Source organism: Streptomyces sp. NK08204, from assembly GCF_020400585.1.
GTDB lineage: Bacteria > Actinomycetota > Actinomycetes > Streptomycetales > Streptomycetaceae > Streptomyces.
The window spans coordinates 332,710-349,929 of the sequence record NZ_JAINVF010000003.1 but is presented as its reverse complement, the minus strand read 5'-3'; the positions used below and the strand labels follow the sequence as shown (position 1 = coordinate 349,929).

General features: G+C 72.3%; 17 protein-coding genes and 1 pseudogene. 5 read left to right on the top strand and 13 right to left on the bottom strand.

The features are described from left to right. Nucleotides 1–111 precede the first annotated feature (111 nt). Complete coding sequence (locus tag K7G59_RS07380; RefSeq protein WP_225831328.1) at nt 112–843, bottom strand: VIT1/CCC1 transporter family protein; 732 nt, start codon at nt 841–843, stop codon at nt 112–114. Nucleotides 844–1,129: 286 nt separating this feature from the next. Between K7G59_RS07380 and K7G59_RS07375 the strand changes: the two genes are divergently transcribed. Both K7G59_RS07375 and rbsK read left to right on the top strand, forming a co-directional pair. Continuing rightward, entirely contained in the window at nt 1,130–2,575 is a 1,446-nt protein-coding gene (locus K7G59_RS07375; RefSeq protein WP_225831327.1) for an ADP-ribosylglycohydrolase family protein, read from the top strand. Then, nucleotides 2,572–3,465, top strand: a complete 894-nt coding sequence (gene rbsK, locus K7G59_RS07370; RefSeq protein WP_225831325.1) for a ribokinase — start codon at nt 2,572–2,574, stop codon at nt 3,463–3,465. The genes K7G59_RS07375 and rbsK overlap by 4 nt, the downstream gene beginning before the upstream one ends. Before the next feature lie 80 nt (nt 3,466–3,545). On the opposite strand, the gene lgt is transcribed toward rbsK, so the two are convergent. The 9 genes and pseudogenes from lgt to K7G59_RS07330 form a co-directional block, all read right to left on the bottom strand. Further along, complete coding sequence (gene lgt / locus K7G59_RS07365; protein WP_225831322.1) at nt 3,546–4,520, bottom strand: prolipoprotein diacylglyceryl transferase; 975 nt, start codon at nt 4,518–4,520, stop codon at nt 3,546–3,548. A 94-nt stretch (nt 4,521–4,614) separates the two neighbouring features. Further along, nucleotides 4,615–5,388 carry a thioredoxin domain-containing protein gene (locus K7G59_RS07360; protein WP_225831320.1) on the bottom strand — a complete coding sequence of 258 codons (774 nt, stop codon included), beginning with the start codon at nt 5,386–5,388 and terminating at the stop codon, nt 4,615–4,617. Between the two features lie 185 nt (nt 5,389–5,573). After that, nucleotides 5,574–6,314 (bottom strand): annotated as a pseudogene (gene trpA / locus K7G59_RS07355) (tryptophan synthase subunit alpha); the annotation flags it as partial. Beyond that, nucleotides 6,311–7,594 (bottom strand): tryptophan synthase subunit beta, encoded by a 1,284-nt coding sequence (trpB, locus tag K7G59_RS07350; protein ID WP_225831316.1) that lies wholly within the window; start codon nt 7,592–7,594, stop codon nt 6,311–6,313. The pseudogene trpA and the gene trpB, both read right to left, overlap by 4 nt. 1,036 nt (nt 7,595–8,630) lie before the next feature. Further along, entirely contained in the window at nt 8,631–8,819 is a 189-nt protein-coding gene (trpM, locus tag K7G59_RS34950; protein ID WP_308295001.1) for a tryptophan biosynthesis modulator TrpM, read from the bottom strand. Nucleotides 8,820–8,841: 22 nt separating this feature from the next. Further along, on the bottom strand, nt 8,842–9,651 hold the full coding sequence (trpC, locus tag K7G59_RS07345; protein ID WP_225831314.1) for an indole-3-glycerol phosphate synthase TrpC: 810 nt from the start codon (nt 9,649–9,651) through the stop codon (nt 8,842–8,844). Between the two features lie 135 nt (nt 9,652–9,786). Beyond that, nucleotides 9,787–10,239 (bottom strand): DUF2752 domain-containing protein, encoded by a 453-nt coding sequence (locus tag K7G59_RS07340; RefSeq protein WP_225831312.1) that lies wholly within the window; start codon nt 10,237–10,239, stop codon nt 9,787–9,789. Nucleotides 10,240–10,342: 103 nt separating this feature from the next. Beyond that, nucleotides 10,343–10,600: an HGxxPAAW family protein gene (locus K7G59_RS07335; RefSeq protein WP_225831310.1), complete on the bottom strand. Its 258-nt coding sequence runs from the start codon at nt 10,598–10,600 to the stop codon at nt 10,343–10,345. A gap of 169 nt (nt 10,601–10,769) precedes the next feature. Beyond that, nucleotides 10,770–11,408, bottom strand: a complete 639-nt coding sequence (locus tag K7G59_RS07330) for a TIGR02234 family membrane protein (protein ID WP_225831308.1) — start codon at nt 11,406–11,408, stop codon at nt 10,770–10,772. Nucleotides 11,409–11,680: 272 nt separating this feature from the next. Between K7G59_RS07330 and K7G59_RS07325 the strand changes: the two genes are divergently transcribed. Next, nucleotides 11,681–12,895, top strand: a complete 1,215-nt coding sequence (locus K7G59_RS07325) for a S53 family peptidase (protein WP_225831306.1) — start codon at nt 11,681–11,683, stop codon at nt 12,893–12,895. A 6-nt stretch (nt 12,896–12,901) separates the two neighbouring features. On the opposite strand, the gene K7G59_RS07320 is transcribed toward K7G59_RS07325, so the two are convergent. Both K7G59_RS07320 and hisI read right to left on the bottom strand, forming a co-directional pair. After that, a complete protein-coding gene (locus K7G59_RS07320; protein WP_225831304.1) occupies nt 12,902–14,380 on the bottom strand; it encodes an anthranilate synthase component I in 1,479 nt (492 codons plus the stop codon). A gap of 11 nt (nt 14,381–14,391) precedes the next feature. Next, entirely contained in the window at nt 14,392–14,796 is a 405-nt protein-coding gene (gene hisI, locus K7G59_RS07315) for a phosphoribosyl-AMP cyclohydrolase (protein ID WP_225831302.1), read from the bottom strand. Between the two features lie 82 nt (nt 14,797–14,878). Here hisI and K7G59_RS07310 point away from each other — a divergent pair, with 82 nt between their 5' ends. Both K7G59_RS07310 and K7G59_RS07305 read left to right on the top strand, forming a co-directional pair. After that, a complete protein-coding gene (locus tag K7G59_RS07310) occupies nt 14,879–15,514 on the top strand; it encodes a TIGR03085 family metal-binding protein (protein WP_225831300.1) in 636 nt (211 codons plus the stop codon). A gap of 20 nt (nt 15,515–15,534) precedes the next feature. Continuing rightward, nucleotides 15,535–15,933 (top strand): VOC family protein, encoded by a 399-nt coding sequence (locus K7G59_RS07305; RefSeq protein ID WP_225831298.1) that lies wholly within the window; start codon nt 15,535–15,537, stop codon nt 15,931–15,933. 3 nt (nt 15,934–15,936) lie between these two features. Here the strand turns inward: K7G59_RS07305 and K7G59_RS07300 are convergent, their stop codons facing one another. Beyond that, nucleotides 15,937–17,220, bottom strand: coding sequence for an MFS transporter (locus tag K7G59_RS07300; RefSeq protein ID WP_225831296.1), 1,284 nt, complete (start codon nt 17,218–17,220; stop codon nt 15,937–15,939).

Sequence of the window (17,220 nt, the reverse complement as noted above, 5' to 3'; positions counted from 1 at the left end):
GTGCGGCAGGCCTCATTGCCCACAGCGCTTACGGCTCATGCCCCATGGTGAGGCATCCGAAACCAGCGAGTAACAGCTGCTTATACGGCCCATCGCATAAGTACTGTCCGACTATCCTACGGCCGTTCCGAACAGACTGCCCAGGACGTACGTCACACCGGCCGCCGCCCCGCCGAGCGCCAGCTGCCGCAGCCCGCTGTACCACCAGCTTCGCGCGGTCACCCTGGCCACGACGGCACCGCAGCCGAACAGCCCGGCGAGGGCGAGCAGCACGGCCGGCCACAGCGCGCTCGCCCCGAGCAGATACGGCAGCAGGGGCAGCAGGGCGCCGAGCGCAAAGGCTCCGAAGGACGAGACGGCGGCGACCAGCGGCGAGGGCAGGTCGCCGGGGTCGATGCCCAGCTCCTCGCGGGCGTGGATCTCCAGGGCCTGCTCGGGGTCCTTCGACAGCTGCCGCGCGACCTCCCGGGCCAGCTCGGGCTCGACCCCGCGGGAGACGTAGAGTGCGGCCAGCTCCTTCTCCTCGTCCTGCGGGTGCTTGCGCAGCTCACGCCGTTCGACGTCCAGTTCGGCCTCGACGAGTTCGCGCTGCGAGGCCACGGAGGTGTACTCGCCGGCGGCCATCGAGAAGGCGCCGGCGGCGAGCCCCGCGAAACCGGTGAGAATGATCGTCTGCTGGCTCACGGACCCGCCGGCCACACCGGTCATCAGGGCAAGGTTGGAGACCAGGCCGTCCATGGCTCCGAAGACGGCGGGGCGGAGCCAGCCGCCGTTCACATCGCGGTGCGTGTGGTTGTCGCGGTGCGCCTGGTGCAGCGTGGCCTCGGTGTCGATGATGGCCATGAGGCCCCCCAGAAAAGCTTAGCCAAAGCTAACTTTGGACGAGTTCTACTTTTAACGTCCCTAAAAGTACGTTGGTATGGCTGCCGCCGCCAGCAAGGAAAGGCTCGGCTAACCTGCGGCTTTACCCTCGGTTTGATCTTCGCTGCCACCCGCGTGACCCCTCTCGGGGGACACAGCGTCAAAACGTCCCCGACGGGCCCGGCCCGGAGGATGATTCGTGCATGACGCCCAACGGAGAAGAAATCAGTGGGGCCTCGCCCGCGTCCGAGCGGTCCGGGAGCGTGCCATGCTCCGCCTGAGCTGGGTCCAGCCGGAGGACCTGCTGGGCCATGAACTCCGGCAGGCCCGGCTGGACGGCCGCGAGCCGTCGGCGGTCGAGACGCGCTGGCGGGCGGCGGGCGGCCCCGACGCCCCGCGAACGGCAGGTTCGTCGGCGCACCGTGCCTCCCGCTATCTGCGCCTGCTGGCGGAGGACCTGCTGGACGAACTGGCCGATCTGCCCAGCAGGCTCGCGGACGACGAGCCGACGGACCTGGCGGCCATCAAGGCCTCCTGCCCCGACTGGCCCGACGCCCGGCCCGACGCCCGGCCCGACGCCGGGTCCGCCACCGGGTCCGCCGTCCGCTCCGCATCCCCGTCCGCGGCGCCGTTCGCGGCCCCGCCCTCCACCGCCCCCGCCCTCCTCGCCCTGGAAGCCGCATGGCTCGGTCGCGCCGCCGGCTGCCTGCTCGGCAGGCCTGTGAAGACGCTCCCGCTGGACGGCGTCCGCGCCCTCGCCCGGGCGACCGGGAACCGGCAGCTGAGCACCTGGTTCACGGCGAAGGGCGTCTCCGAGGAGCTGCTCGCCCAGTACCCCTGGAACCACCGCGCGGCGGCCACCTCCCTCGCCGAGAACATCGACGGCATGCCCGAGGACAAGGCCCTCGACCGCCCGCTGCTGGGCCTTCTTCTGCTCCGGCGGCACGGAAAGTCCTTCACCACCGCGGACGTCGCCCGCCTCTGGCTGGAGGAACTCCCGCCCGGCCGCACCTGTGCCGCCGAGCGCCTCGCCCACCGCAATCTGCTCTGTGGCATCGAACCCCCGCACACCGCCCGCCACCGCAACCCGTTCCGCGAGTGGACCGGCGCCCTGGTCCGCGCCGACGTCCACGGCTGGACCAACCCGGGCGACCCGGCCGCCGCAGCCGAGCAGGCGCACCGCGACGCCGTCCTCACCCACACCGCGAACGGGGTCTACGCCGCGATGTTCACGGCCGCCGCCATCGCCGCCGCGGCCACGGGCACGTACGACGTCCACGCCTGCCTGCGCACCGGCCGCACGGTGGTCCCGGCCCGCTCCCGGCTGGCGCGGGCGATCGACCACGCCGTCCGGGTGGCCGGAGAACACGGGGACTTCGACAAGGTCGTGGACGAACTCCACGCCCGCTACGCCGCCACCCACCACTGGCTGCACGCCGTCCCCAACTCCGCCCTGATCACCGCCGCCCTCACCCACGCGGACGGCGACTTCACCGGCTCCGTGTGCCGTGCGGTGTCGGGCGGCTGGGACACCGGCTCCAACGGCGCGACCGCCGGAAGCGTCGCCGGCCTGCTCGCCGGCGGCCCGGACGCGCTGCCCGCCCACTGGCGGGCCCCGCTCAAGAACCGGCTCGCCACCACCGTCGCCGACTTCGACGGCACCGGTTTCGACGCCCTCGCCCACCTCACCCACCTGGAGGCGACCCGCCCATGACCCATATCGTCGTCCTCGGCAGCGCCAACATGGACCTCGTCACCTACGTCGCGAAGGCACCGCAGCGCGGCGAGACCGTGACCGGACGGGAGTTCCGCACGATCCCCGGCGGCAAGGGCGCCAACCAGGCGATCGCCGCGGCCCGCGCCGGCGCCACCGTGTCGATGATCGGCGCGGTGGGCAACGACGCCTTCGGCATGCGGATGCGCGACACCCTCGAACACTCCGGCGTGGACACCGACTTCCTGCGCACGGTCGAGGGCCCGTCCGGCACCGCGCACATCGTGGTGGACGACGAGGGCGGCAACGCGATCGTCGTCATCCCCGGCGCGAACGGCACCGTCGACCATCTCTCCCCCGGCGACGAGGGCCTCCTCGCTTCCGCCGACGCCCTGCTGCTGCAGCTGGAGATCCCCATGCCCGCGGTCGTGGCGGGTGCGCAGGCGGCGCGTCGGCACGGCGTCCGTACGGTCCTCACCCCCTCCCCCGCCCAGCCGCTGCCGTCCGAGCTGCTCGCCATGATCGACCTGCTGGTGGCGAACGAGTACGAGGCCGTCACCCTCACCGGCCGCACCGACCCGCGTGAGGCGGCTGCCGCCCTGCTGGACCTGGTCCCGGAGGTGGTGGTCACCCTGGGTGCGACGGGCTGCCTGTACCTGGCGCGCGGCACCGAGCCGCTGGTGGTGGCCGCACCCCAGGTGAAGGCCGTCGACTCCACGGGCGCGGGCGACACCTTCGTCGGCGCGCTCGCGGTGGCCCTGGCCGAGGAGAGGCCGGTACGGGAGGCCCTGTCCTGGGCGGCAGCGGCGGCGGCGCTGTCCGTACAGCGGGAAGGGGCGTCGGCGTCGATGCCGTACCGGCCGGAGATCGAGGCGCGGTACAACGCATGACGCTGTACGACGTATGAGCCCACACGACGCCGAGGGCGCCCGGACGGTTCCGGGCGCCCTCGGCGTCGTACAAGCAGCCGTCAGCTCTTCTTGGCGGCCGACTCGGCCTCGTCCTGGGGCTCAGCGGCGTCCGGCTCGGGATCCTCGTCACCCTTCGTCTCGGCACCGGCCGCCTCGGCGTCGGCCTCCTCGGCGCCGGTCGCCCCGGCACCGGTGGCACCCTCGGCGGAACCGCCGGAGACGGCCGGCTCCACCATGGTCTCCCGCCCCGGCCGCAGCTGGGAGGACACCACGAGGTAGGTCACCGCCAGCAGGAACACGATCAACGCGGTCCAGTCGTTGAGGCGGAGGCCCAGGATGTGGTGGGCGTCGTCCACACGCATGTACTCGATCCAGCCGCGGCCCACGCAGTAGGCGGCGACGTACAGCGCGAACGCCCGGCCGTGGCCCAGCGTGAAGCGGCGGTCGGCCCAGATCACGAGGAGGCCGACGCCGACGCACCACAGGGACTCGTAGAGGAACGTCGGGTGGTAGTAGCCGGGCACCCGGCCGCCCTCGGAGGAGGTGATGTGCAGTGCCCAGGGAACATGGGTCTCGCGCCCGTACAGCTCCTGGTTGAACCAGTTGCCCCAGCGGCCCATAGCCTGCGCGAAGGCGATGCCGGGCGCAACGGCGTCGGCGTACGCCGGCATCGGGATGCCCCGGCGCCGCGCGCCGATCCACGCGCCGAGCGCGCCGAGCGCGATCGCGCCCCAGATGCCCAGGCCGCCCTGCCACACCTTGAAGGCGTCCACCCAGTCACGGCCCTCGCTGAAGTACAGCTCGTAGTCCGTGATCACGTGGTAGAGCCGGCCGCCGAGCAGACCGAACGGTACGGCCCAGACCGCGATGTCCGCCACCGTGCCGGCCTGGCCGCCGCGGGCGATCCAGCGTTTGTTGCCGAGCCAGACGGCGATGAAGACGCCGATGATGATGCAGAACGCATAACCGCGCAGCGGAATGGGACCGAGGTGGATCACCCCGCGCGACGGGCTGGGAATGTAGGCAAGTTCCATGGCAAGGTCGACGCTACCGTGCCGGACCAGGGGGACGGCAAGCAGCCCGGCTACGGCTCCATAACGGGAATCCCTACGCAGACGCGGGAAACGCCTACTGGCGGCCGGCGGCCTCCACCATCTGCTTGAGCTTGGCCGGTGTCATCGTCCGGTCCTGGTAGATGTTCTTGTCGTCCAGCAGGACCGTCGGGGTGCCGGTGAAGCCGCCGGTCCGGAAGGCCTTGTTCGACTTGTCCACCCAGCTGTCGTGGGCGCCGTCCTTGACGCACTTCTGGAACGCGGCCGAGCCGAGGCCGCTGACCTTGCCCGCCACCTCGATCAGCTTGGCGTTGTCGCCGTACGCGTCGTCGCTCTCCTTGGGCTGGTTCGCATAGAGCGCGTCGTGGTAGTCACGGAACTTTCCGGCGTCCTGGGCGCAGGCCGCCGCGTTCCCCGCGCGCAGGGAGCCGCTGCCGCCGAGGTTGCCGTCGATCAGCCGGACCAGGTGGTACTCGATTCTGAGCTTGCCGGAGTCGACCAGTTCGTGGAGCGTCGGACGGTACGCCGTCTCGAAGACCTGGCAGGCCGGGCAGCGGAAGTCCTCCCAGACCGTGAGCGTCGACTTGGCACTGTCCTTGCCGACCGGGATCGCGAGACCGTCCTTGCCCCGCGCACCCATGGGCGCCACGACCGGGCCCGCGCCGCCGCCCTGGTCCTTGCCCGCGTTGGCGGCGATGATGCCGATCACCGCGGCGAGGCCCAGGACACCGGCCACACCGGCGCCCACGACCAGCGCGCGCCGTCGTTTCTCCGTGGCCTTCTGCTTCTCGCGTTCGACCGCCAGCCGCTCCCGGGCGGTGCGCTTTCCGTCACGGTTCTTCTCGCTCACACCCCCAGAACGAGCCGGGGAGGCGCAGCGCGCCTCCCCGTCCCGAGGTCCACCCGTTCGAGTGACCGATTATTCCGTTGTGAACGACTGCGGAGGGTTATCGGCGGTTACGCCTGTCCGCGGACGCCCTGGGCCAGCTCACCGGCGAGCGCGCGGACCGCCTCGAGCCCGGAGGCGTGGTCCGGCGCGTCCAGCATCCGCTTCACGAACGCGGTGCCGACGATCACGCCGTCCGCGAATCCGGCGACCTCGGCGGCCTGGGCCATGTTCGAGACGCCGAGCCCGACGCACACCGGCAGCGGGGTGCCGGTGGCCCGGGTGCGCTCCACCAGGCCCTGGGCCTGTGTGCCGACGGACTCGCGGGTGCCGGTGACGCCCATGAGCGAGGCGGCGTACACGAAGCCGCTGCCCGCCGCGGTGATCTGGGCGAGCCGCTCGTCCTTGCTGCTGGGGGCGACGACGAAGACGGTCGCGAGACCGTGCTTGTCCGCGTGCTCCCTCCACAGCGCCGACTCCTGCACCGGCAGGTCGGGCAGGATGCAGCCGGCGCCGCCGGCCTCGGCCAGTTCGGCGGTGAACCGCTCGACGCCGTAGCGGTCGATGGGGTTCCAGTACGTCATGACGAGCACCGGCTTGCCGGTGGCCCGGTACGCCTCCCGGACCGTACGCATCACGTCCGCGATCTTCAGCCCGCCGCGCAGGGCGATGTCGTCGGCGGTCTGGATGACCGGGCCGTCCAGGACGGGGTCGCTGTGCGGCAGGCCCACCTCGACGACGTCGGCTCCGCCGTCGAAGACGGCCTTGATCGCCTCGATGCCGCCCTCCACGGTCGGGAAGCCGGCCGGGAGGTAGGCGATGAGCGCGGACCGGCCCTCCGCCTTGGCGGCGGCGAGCGTGTCCGACAGCAGTTGGATGTTCCCGCTCACTTGGCGTCCCCCTCGATCTCGGCCGTGTCGGCTTCGTTGGCGGCCACCTCGGCGTCGATGTCGTAGAGGCCGAAGTAGCGCGCGGCGGTGTCCATGTCCTTGTCGCCGCGGCCGGACAGGTTGACCACGATCAGTCCGTCCGTGCCCAGCTCCCTGCCGACCTCCAGGGCGCCGGCCAGGGCGTGGGCGCTCTCGATGGCCGGGATGATGCCCTCGGTGCGCGACAGCAGGCGCAGGGCCTGCATGGCGGCGTCGTCGGTGATCGCGCGGTACTCGCCGCGGCCGGAGTCCTTGAGGTAGGAGTGCTCCGGGCCGATGCCCGGGTAGTCCAGTCCGGCCGAGATGGAGTACGGCTCGGTGATCTGGCCTTCCTCGTCCTGCAGGACGTACGACCGTGAGCCGTGCAGGATGCCGGGTTCGCCGGCGGTGAGGGTGGCCGCGTGCTCGCCGGTCTCGATGCCGTGCCCGGCGGGCTCGCAGCCGATGAGGCGGACGCCCTCGTCGGGGATGAAGGCGTGGAAGAGACCGATGGCGTTGGAGCCGCCGCCGACGCAGGCGATGGCGGCGTCCGGGAGGCGGCCGGCGCGCTCCAGGAGCTGGCGGCGAGCCTCGACGCCGATGACGCGGTGGAAGTCGCGGACCATGGCCGGGAACGGGTGGGGCCCCGCGACGGTCCCGAACAGGTAGTGCGTGTGGTCGACGTTGGCGACCCAGTCCCGGAACGCCTCGTTGATGGCGTCCTTGAGCGTGCGGCTGCCGGACTTCACGGCGACGACCTCGGCGCCGAGCATGCGCATGCGGGCGACGTTGAGGGCCTGGCGCCGGGTGTCGATCTCGCCCATGTAGATGGTGCAGTCGAGGCCGAAGAGCGCGCAGGCGGTGGCCGTGGCGACGCCGTGCTGACCGGCGCCGGTCTCGGCGATGACACGGGTCTTGCCCATCCTCTTGGTGAGCAGGGCCTGGCCGAGGACGTTGTTGATCTTGTGGGAGCCGGTGTGGTTGAGGTCCTCCCGTTTGAGGAAGACCCGGGCGCCACCGGCGTGTTCGGCGAACCGGGACACCTCGGTCAGCGCGCTCGGGCGGCCGGTGTAGTGGACGAGCAGGTCGTCGAGTTCGCGGGCGAACTCGGGGTCGGCCTTCGCCTTGTCGTACTCGACGGCGACCTCGTCCACGGCGGCGACGAGGGCCTCCGGGATGAACTTGCCGCCGAACGCGCCGAAGTAGCCCTCGGCGGTGGGAACCTGGCCGGTGGGGTCAGGGATGAAGAACTGGCTGGGCATACGAATACCTCGCAGGGGCCGTGGCCCCGGGTTGCCGGACTTGGGGTACGTGAATACGCGTGCGCGCGCTGTCCTCGAAGGCACTTTTCCACCCGCCCGCCCGCACTGTCGGCCGAGGCGAAGGGAAAACACTCACCGGTACGGAAAGCTACCGCTGTGGACCAGGAAAACCGGCCTCAGAGGCACGGCCACCGCGGCGAGCCGAGAATTCCCGGCCGCCGCAGACGCTCCACCGCGAGCCAGGGAAAACCCCAGCCGCCGGGATCCTCAGCCGCGTGCCAGGGAAAACCCCAGCCGCCGCCGCGATCCTCAGCCGCGAGCCGGGGAAAACCCCAGCCACTGCCGGAAGCGTCCGCACCGCTCCGAGAAACCCGGGCCGCAGCCGGAAGCCTCCGCCGGAAGGCCGGGAAATCCGAAGCCGCAGCCACAAGCCTCCGTCAAAAGCCCAGGAGTTCCTGTCCACCACGGAAAGCCACCGCTGTCAGCCGAGAAATCTCCACCGCCACGGAAAACCGCCGCCGCGAAAGGGGAAACTCCGGCCGCCCGAAGACCACCAGCACGGACAGGGAATCCCGTCGCCGCCACAGAGGACCGCACCGCGGCCCCGGAGATCCAGGGCCACCGCCGGAAGCCTCCGCGCGAGTCAGGGAACCCGTACCGTCACCGGAGACCGTGCCACGGGCCAGGGAAACCCACCGCCGCGGAAAGCAACCGTCACGGACCGGGAAACCGTCCCCGCCGCCGGGAAGACCACCGCCGTGGACCAGGAACATCCCCGACCGCCGCAGAAGGCCGCACCGCGACCGGGAAAACCTCGGTCGCGCCGCACCTCTTCAGCGCAGCCCGGGAGACCAGGGCCCTTGCGGGAAGACCTCCGCGCGAACCAGGGATCCCGTGCTGCTGCCGAGGAGGCGACTGCGCGGGACGGGGAGAACCCGCCGCCGCGGAAGGCCACCGCAACAGATCGGGAATGCCCTCACCGCCGCGGGAAGCCCGGTCGTCCTCGGCCGGACGTGCGTGGGGTCGTCGGCTCAGCTCACCGCAGGTGACGCGCACGCGTCGGGCGCCATCGCATGCCGTTCACCTGGCCCGGTTCGTCGCCGATCACATAGCGGACCCGCCGCCCGTGCACCCGGCGCGCGGGGGCACGGCAGCCTCGGGGTCGGCAGCCTCGGGCGAGACGGGCATAAGGATCCCGCGTCGCCGGCGTGATCGGAAGCATCATCAGGGCACAGCTTAGCGGTGGTTCAGCTCCGTCCGTGCCGCAGGGCGGGGTGTTCGCCCGCGGCGACCAGGTCGGCGACGGCGGCCTTGGGGTCGCGTCCGGTGACGAGGGACTCGCCGACCAGGACCGCGTCGGCGCCCGCATTGGCGTAGGCGATCAGGTCGTGCGGTCCGCGGACGCCGGACTCGGCGACCTTCACGATGCCTTCCGGAATCTCCGGGGCGATCCGCTCGAACGTGCCGCGGTCGACCTCCAGTGTCTTCAGGTTGCGTGCGTTGACACCGATGACCCGCGCGCCCGCGTCCACGGCACGCTCGACCTCCTCCTCGTCGTGCACCTCGACGAGCGGAGTGAGGCCGATGGACACGGCACGCTCGATCAGCGACTCCAGGGCCGGCTGGTCCAGCGCGGCCACGATCAGCAGCGCGAGGTCGGCGCCGTAGGCCCGCGCCTCCCACAGCTGGTACGACGTGACGATGAAGTCCTTGCGGAGGACGGGGATGTCCACGCGGGCGCGGACCGCCTCCAGATCGGCCAGCGAGCCGCCGAAGCGGCGCTGTTCGGTGAGAACGGAGATGACGGCCGCACCGCCCGCCTCGTAGTCCGCGGCGAGCCCTGCCGGGTCGGCGATCGCGGCAAGCGCGCCCTTCGAAGGGCTGGAGCGCTTGACCTCGCAGATCACCTTGACGCCGTCGCCCTTGAGCGCGGCCACCCCGTCCTTCGCGGCGGGCGCCTTCGCCGCGCGCTCCTTGAGCTCGTCGAGGCTGACCCGCGCCTGCCGCTCGGCGAGGTCGGCACGGACTCCGTCGATGATCTCGTCGAGCACACTCACGCGAGCGGCCCCCTTCCAGACGGTGGTTCCTTACAGGTTCTGAAAACCCGTGGTCACTGCGATGGTATCCGCATGACCGGGTCCGTCTCGCATCCGGCCGACGGCGGTCCCACTACCTGGACATTCGCCAGTCGATCAAGGATGCAGCCAGCCACCGAACGGCAGGTTCCGGACAACGGTGAAGACGAGGAGCAGCGCGCCGACGGCCCACAGGTGCGCCGGACGCGGATCCATCCGCGGCGGCCTGCCGCGCACCGCGCGGACCACCCAGGCGGTCCACAGCACGGCGAGGAGCGGATAGGCGACCGCGCCCAGCGCGTTGTCGTGCAGCGCGGTGAGGAAGTCACCGTGGACGAAGGCGTGCGCGCCGCGCAGTCCGCCGCAGCCGGGGCAGTACAGGCCGGTGAGCCGGTAGAGGGGGCACACCGGGTAGTGGCCGGGCTCGTCGGGGTCGACGGTGCCGACGTACGCGAAGGCCCCGGCGACGGCCGCGAGCAGCCCGGCCGGGACGGCGAGCCGCGTCCACACCGGGGCGGGCGGGGCGGGGCTGAGCGGGGTGGTGCGGCTGTCGGCGTTCACGCCTCGCATTCTGCCCCGCACGCGCCCGGTGCGCGTCCCGTGCATACGCGAGGGGCGGCCCCGCACCCGTTTCCGGTGCGGGGCCGCCCCTCGCGGGAAGCGTCGCCGCCGCTCAGCTCTCGGCGCCGGCCGGCTCAGGGGTCGCGACCGGGGTCGCGTGCGGGGCGCGGTGCGCCTCCTTCGGCATACCGAGGCCCATGGCGCTCATGGCGGCGCCGACGACGCCGCCGAGAACCGCGATCGCCATGCCGGCCCAGAAGCCGACCGGCTCGGCCATCACCGTGAAGGCGCCCGAGACGCAGAAACCGATGAAGACGATGGTGACACCGGTCCAGGCGGCCGGGGTGTGACCGTGTTCGCTGCCCGCCATGACTTGCTCCTCGTTGCTTGTATGAGTCGTAGCGTTTCCGAGCCCGTCCGCCTGTCCGAAGCCGGACGCTCGTCGCCCATTCTCCCGTACGCCCGCGCGCCCCGGACGCGGGGGTGGAGTCTGATTCACCACACCCCCGGCACGGGACGTCCGTGGGGCGGGTTTGCGGTCAGGCCCCGGTCGGGTCCTCTCCGCGGTCCAGCGCCTTCCACATCTCCTCCGGGCGCTCGGGGTCGACCGGGCGGGCCGTGCGGCGCGGACGGTCGGTGCCGCGTTCGTAGCGGCCGGACATGGCGGGCCACAGGCTGCCGTAGCGCAGGGCGAGCAGGCCGGCGAGGAGGATGAGGGCGCCGCCGGCGGCCGCGACGTAGGGCCAGCCGGTGTGGCTGAGCGCGGCGACGGTGGCGGAGCTGTCGCCGGCCGCCCTGGCGGCCTTGTCGTCCAGCGCCGAGCTGTCGGAGGCGCCGACGAGGGAGGCGGCGACGATGCCCGCGCCGGAGAGCGTGAGCAGCGCGGCGACGGCGAGGCGGCCGGCCTTGCGGACGGCGAAGACGGCGACGAGCGCGGCGAGGCCCACGACGGCGAGGGCCGCGGGGACGCCCGTGACGTCGCTGCCCTTGGCGGTGAGGCGGAAGGCACCGCCGGCCACTGTCGCGCTGCCCTGCGACCAGCGCTGCCGGGTGGCGAGCAGGGTCACGGCCGCGCCGAGCGCGCCGCACAGCAGGGCGACGGCGAGGCTGCGCCGGCCGGACCGGGCGGGCGCGGCGGCTTCGGAACGGGAGTGAGGTACGGCAGTCACGTACTCCACTATCGCCTGCACCCCGGGCGAACCCGCACCCGGGTTCCGTCAAGCCATGGTGAGGCCACGTTCTCCTCATGACGTCTTCGAGTACGGCTCATGGGTTCGGCAGGAAGCGCACAGGAACGGCAAAGGAACATACCGGCTCCCCCCCTGGACCTTGTTGACGTGCCCTCGACATCCATAGGTTCTGCGCGGCCCTGGCGTTCACCCCGCGCCGCGGTCGCACCGCGCACCCCCCACGCACCTTCCCGGTTCACCCACCTCGCGGAGGACGTACGTTGCGCAGAACCGTATCCCTCACCGCCGTGGCCACGCTCGCCACCGCCGCCCTCGCGCTCGCCGCACCGGTCGGCCAGGCGGCCCAGGCCACCTCCTCGCACGCAGTCACCGTCGCCCGCTCGTGTGCCGTCCCGACGGCGAAGGACGAGATGGCGTGCAACGCCCTCAAGGTCACCGCGGGCACCCCGGTGTCGGCGCACGCCGAGAGCGGCCTGACGGCCGCCGCCACACCCTCCGGCTACGGCCCCGCCTCGCTCCAGGCCGCGTACAACCTGCCGTCCGCGACCGGCGGTTCGGGCCAGACCGTGGCGATCGTCGACGCCTACGACAACCCGAACGCAGAGGCCGACCTCGCCGTCTACCGCTCCCAGTACGGTCTGCCGGCCTGCACCACCGCCAACGGCTGCTTCCAGAAGGTGGACCAGACCGGCGGCACCAAGTACCCGCGCGGCAACTCCGGCTGGGGGGAGGAGATCGCCCTCGACCTCGACATGGTCAGCGCGGCCTGCCCGAACTGCAAGATCCTGCTGGTGGAGGCCAGTTCGGCGACCATGACCAACCTCGGCACGGCCGTGAACACCGCGGTCCGGCTGGGCGCCAAGTTCGTCTCCAACAGCTACGGCGGCTCCGAGTCCTCCAACGACGCGTCGTACGACTCCTCGTACTTCAACCACCCGGGTGTCGCCATCACCGTCTCCTCCGGCGACAGCGGCTACGGCGTCGAGTACCCGGCCGCGTCCAAGTACGTGACGGCCGTGGGCGGTACGTCCCTGAAGACCTCGTCCACCACGCGCGGCTGGACCGACACGGTGTGGAACGGGGCCGGCTCCGGCTGCTCCGCGTACGACGCCAAGCCCACCTGGCAGAAGGACACCGGCTGCGCCAACCGCACCGTCGCGGACGTCTCGGCGGTCGCCGACCCCAACACCGGCGTCGCGGTGTACGACACCTACGGCCAGGGCACCGGCTGGATGGTCTTCGGCGGCACCAGCGTCTCGTCCCCGCTGATCGCGGCGGTCTACGCGCTGGCCGGCAGCCCCTCCTCCGGCTCCTACCCGGCGTCCTTCCCCTACGCCCACACCTCGGCGCTGTACGACGTGACCACCGGCTCCAACGGCAGCTGCGGCGGGTCCTACCTGTGCACCGCCACCACGGGGTACGACGGCCCGTCCGGGCTCGGCGTCCCGAACGGCACCGCCGCGTTCACCGGCTGAGCCTTCCTACGAGCTGAGCCGGTTGGCCGTGTGCACCGCGCGGAGGACCGCCGCCGCCTTGTTGCGGCACTCCTGGTCCTCCGCGACCGGGTCGGAGTCGGCGACGACGCCGGCTCCGGCCTGGACGTACGCCGTGCCATCGCGCAGCAGGGCGGTGCGGATGGCGATGGCCGTGTCGGAGTCGCCGGCGAAGTCCAGATAGCCGACGCAACCGCCGTACAGGCCGCGCCGGGACGGCTCCAGCTCGTCGATGATCTGCATCGCGCGCGGCTTGGGCGCACCGGAGAGGGTGCCCGCCGGGAAGCATGCGGTGAGCACGTCGAAGGCGGTGCGGCCCTCGGCCACCTTGCCGGTGACCGTGGAGACGATGTGCATCACGTGCGAGTAGCGCTCGATGGACATGAAGTCCACGACCTCGACGGAGCCGGGCTCGCAGACCCGGCCCAGGTCGTTGCGCCCCAGGTCGACCAGCATCAGGTGCTCGGCGCGCTCCTTGGGGTCGGCGAGCAGTTCCTCGGCGAGGGCCTGGTCCTCCTGCGGGGTGGCGCCTCGGTGCCGGGTCCCGGCGATGGGGTGGACCATCGCGCGCCCGTCCTCGACCTTGACCAGCGCCTCGGGGGACGAGCCGACCACGTCGAAACCGTCGAAGCGGAACAGGTACATGTACGGCGACGGGTTCGTGGCCCTCAGCACGCGGTAGACGTCGAGTGCGCTCGCCGTGCAGGGGGTCTCGAAGCGCTGGGAGGGCACGACCTGGAAGGCCTCGCCCGCGCGGATGCGCTCCTTGATGTCCTCGACGGCCACCTGGAAGTCGGGGCCGCCCCACCGTGCGGTGTACTCGGGCAGCTCCGAGGGCGGCAGGACGGCCGGGGGCTGGGCGACCGGGCGGGCGAGGTCGGCCTCCATGGCGTCGAGCCGGGCCACGGCGTCCGCGTAGGCCTCGTCCACCCCGGTGTCGAGGTCGTTGTGGTTGATCGCGTTGGCGATCAGCAGCACCGAGCCCTCCCAGTGGTCCATGACGGCGAGGTCACTGGTGAGGAGCATGGTCAGCTCGGGCAGCCGGAGGTCGTCGCGCTCGCCGGGGCCGATCTTCTCCAGGCGGCGGACGATGTCGTAGCCGAGGTAGCCGACCATGCCGCCGGTGAAGGGCGGCATGCCGTCCTGGTGGGGGGTGTGCAGGGCCTGGATCGTGGCGCGGAGGGCGGCGAGCGGGTCGCCGTCGACCGGGACGCCGACGGGCGGGGTGCCGAGCCAGTGGGCCTGGCCGTCCCGCGTGGTCAGCGTGGCGTCGGAGCGTACGCCCACGAAGGAGTACCGGGACCAGGAGCGGCCGTTCTCCGCGGACTCCAGCAGGAAGGTGCCGGAGCGTTCGGCGGCGAGCTTGCGGTACAGCGCCACGGGGGTGTCGCCGTCGACGAGGAGCTTGCGCGTGACCGGGACGACGCGCCGGTCGGTGGCGAGCTTGCGGAAGGTCTCGAGGTCCATGGCGACTGACCTTACTGATGCGGCCCGGACGCGCCGGAATCGGCGTCCTTGAGCAATACGTCCTCGTCGAAGCAGGTGCGCGCGCCGGTGTGGCAGGCCGCGCCCACCTGGTCGACCTTGACCAGCAGGGTGTCGGCGTCGCAGTCGAGCGCGACCGACTTCACCCACTGGAAGTGGCCCGAGGTGTCGCCCTTGACCCAGTACTCCTGCCGGCTGCGTGACCAGTACGTGCAACGGCCGGTGGTGAGGGTCCGGTGCAGCGCCTCGTCGTCCATCCAGCCGAGCATGAGCACCTCACCGGTGTCGTACTGCTGGGCGATGGCGGGCAGGAGTCCGTCGGCGCTGCGCTTGAGACGTGCGGCGATCTCAGGGGCGAGGCGGCTGCTGGGCCGGGGGGTACCGGTCGTACTGGTCATGGGTGCCATTGTGCCGTGCGGCACCGGCGGTGACGGGACGCGCCGGCTGGGCGGACGGATCACCTGGTCGTAGGCTGACCACATGTCGACCTTTGCCAAGCGTGAACGGCTCCTGCTCGCCGACCTCTTGGAAACCGCCGGACCGGATGCGCCGACCCTGTGCGAGGGCTGGCGGACGCGGGATCTGGCCGCGCACGTGGTGGTGCGCGAGCGGCGCCCGGACGCGGCCGGGGGCACGCTGATCAAGCCTCTCGCGGCTCGTCTGGAGAAGGTCATGGACGAGTACGCGGCGAAACCGTACGAGGAGCTGATCCAGCTCATCCGTACCGGTCCGCCGCGCTTCTCGCCGTTCGCCCTCAAGCAGATCGACGAGGCGGCCAACATCGTCGAGTTCTACGTCCACACGGAGGACGTGCGCCGGGCGCAGCCGGACTGGTCGCCGCGCGAGCTGGACGCCGTCTTCCAGGACGCGCTCTGGTCCCGTCTGGAGCGCACCGCCCGTCTGCTCGGCCGGGGTGTGCCCACGGGCCTGGTCCTGCGGCGCCCGAACGGCCAGACGGCCGTCGCCCACCGCGGTACGCCGGTGGTGACGGCGACCGGCGAGCCCTCGGAGCTGCTCCTGTTCGCGTTCGGCCGGCAGAGCGCGGCCAGGGTGGACCTGGACGGCGAGACGGAGGCGATCACCCGGCTGCACGAGTCCCGGCGACTGGGCATCTGAGACCCGGAAGGCGCCTCGCCGTGATCAAGGTCGCGATGACCAGCGTGTACGTGGACGACGTGGCCACGGCGCACGCCTTCTACACGGGTGTCCTGGGCTTCGAGACCCGCACGCACCTGGATCTGGGCGGGGGCACGCTGTTCGTCACGGTCGGGGCACCCGGTGGGGCGCAGCCGGACCTCCAGCTGCTGCTGGAGCCCGGCCAGGGCCCCATCGCGGAGCCCTACCGCACGGCCCTCTACGAGGCGGGCATCCCGTGCATCGTCTTCTCCGTGGACGATCTGCGAGCGGAGTACGACCGGCTGCGCGGCCTCGGTGTCCGCTTCACGCATCCGCCGCAGGAGCAGGGGCCGGTGCTGGCCGCGGTCTTCGACGACACCGTCGGCAACCTGGTGCAGCTGACCCAGCCCGGGCGGTGAACGTCAGCGGGGCAGTTCGGCGCGGCGCAGGTGCGGGGCGACGAGGGTGACGACACCGCCGAGGCCGCAGACGAGGGCGCTGACCACGAAGACCGGGCCGGGTCCCCACGCCCCGATCGCGGCGGCGGCGAAGGGCATGCTCAGCGGGGCGAGACCGAGGCTCACCAGGCCGGCGACGGCAGTGACCCGGCCCAGGTAGGCGGGGTCGGCGTGGGTCTGCAGCAGGGCCCCGCACATCGCGCCGCTGAGCCCGGCGAACAGGCCGATGAGCAGGGCGGTGCCCACGGCCCCGGCGAGAGCGGGAACACAGCCGAGCGTGCCGATGGCCACCGACCCACCGATGATCGTGCACCCGGCGACCAGCCCGGCCCGGGGCAGCCGGCCCCGGACGGCCAGCAGCAGCGAGGCGGCGCCCGCGCCGACGCCGAACCCGGCGAGCACCCAGCCCACATCGGAGGCGCCCCAGCCGCGCCGGTCGGCGAGGAGGGTGAGGCCGACGTTGAGCGGGCCGACGAAGCCGAGGTCACCGAGGGCGATGGCCGCCATGAGCGGGGCGAGCACCCGGTGCCGGCGGATGTAGCGCAGCCCGTCCACGAGATCGCTCCACCCGGTGCCCCGAGAGGCGTCCGCGTCGACGCTCCGGGACCGGTCCCCGTCCGTGCTGTCCGCGGGCAGGCCGCGGACCCGTACGAGGATCAGCAGCGGTATGGAGACGGCGATGAGCAGGCCCGCGACGGCGAAGGCGGCGGGCGCTCCGCCCAGCGCCACGCCGAGTCCGCCGAGCGGGGCGCCGGCCACGCTCGCGAACCTGATGGCGAGGCCGCGCATGCCCTGGACCCGGGCGAGCTGGTCGCGTCCGGTGATCCGCGCGGGCAGTGCCCCGACGGCGGGCATGAACACGGCGTCGACGGTCCCGAAGACCAGGGCCAGCAGGGCGAGCGGCCACAGCCCGGGGCCGGTGAGGAAGAGCAGGGCCGCCACCGCGAGGACGGCCCCGCAGCGGACGGTGTCGCTGCCGATGACGACCCGGCGCGGGCCCAGCCGGTCGGCGACGACTCCGCCGCCGAGCATGAGTAAGGCCCTGGGCAGCGCGCTGACGGACATCACGACCCCGGCCTGGACGGGAGTGCCGTCCTGGACCGCGGCCCAGGACAGGGCGACGTAGTAGACGCTGTCACCGACCATCGAGGAGGTGTAGGCGCCGAGCCAGCGCAGGACGTTGGGGTCGCGGTGGGCGGGCAGGTCCGGTAGGTGCTGTGCGGCGGGGGGCGCGGACAGGGTGGTCAC

Bases quoted from the DNA above. Each gene is read 5' to 3' on its own strand.
- K7G59_RS07380 (WP_225831328.1), bottom strand. From the start codon at position 843: ATGGCCATCATCGACACCGAGGCCACGCTGCACCAGGCGCACCGCGAC.
- K7G59_RS07375 (WP_225831327.1), top strand. From the start codon at position 1,130: ATGCTCCGCCTGAGCTGGGTCCAGCCGGAGGACCTGCTGGGCCATGAA.
- rbsK (WP_225831325.1), top strand. From the start codon at position 2,572: ATGACCCATATCGTCGTCCTCGGCAGCGCCAACATGGACCTCGTCACC.
- lgt (WP_225831322.1), bottom strand. From the start codon at position 4,520: ATGGAACTTGCCTACATTCCCAGCCCGTCGCGCGGGGTGATCCACCTC.
- trpB (WP_225831316.1), bottom strand. From the start codon at position 7,594: ATGCCCAGCCAGTTCTTCATCCCTGACCCCACCGGCCAGGTTCCCACC.
- trpM (WP_308295001.1), bottom strand. From the start codon at position 8,819: ATGATGCTTCCGATCACGCCGGCGACGCGGGATCCTTATGCCCGTCTC.
- K7G59_RS07340 (WP_225831312.1), bottom strand. From the start codon at position 10,239: ATGCGAGGCGTGAACGCCGACAGCCGCACCACCCCGCTCAGCCCCGCC.
- K7G59_RS07335 (WP_225831310.1), bottom strand. From the start codon at position 10,600: ATGGCGGGCAGCGAACACGGTCACACCCCGGCCGCCTGGACCGGTGTC.
- K7G59_RS07320 (WP_225831304.1), bottom strand. From the start codon at position 14,380: ATGGACCTCGAGACCTTCCGCAAGCTCGCCACCGACCGGCGCGTCGTC.
- hisI (WP_225831302.1), bottom strand. From the start codon at position 14,796: ATGACCAGTACGACCGGTACCCCCCGGCCCAGCAGCCGCCTCGCCCCT.
- K7G59_RS07310 (WP_225831300.1), top strand. From the start codon at position 14,879: ATGTCGACCTTTGCCAAGCGTGAACGGCTCCTGCTCGCCGACCTCTTG.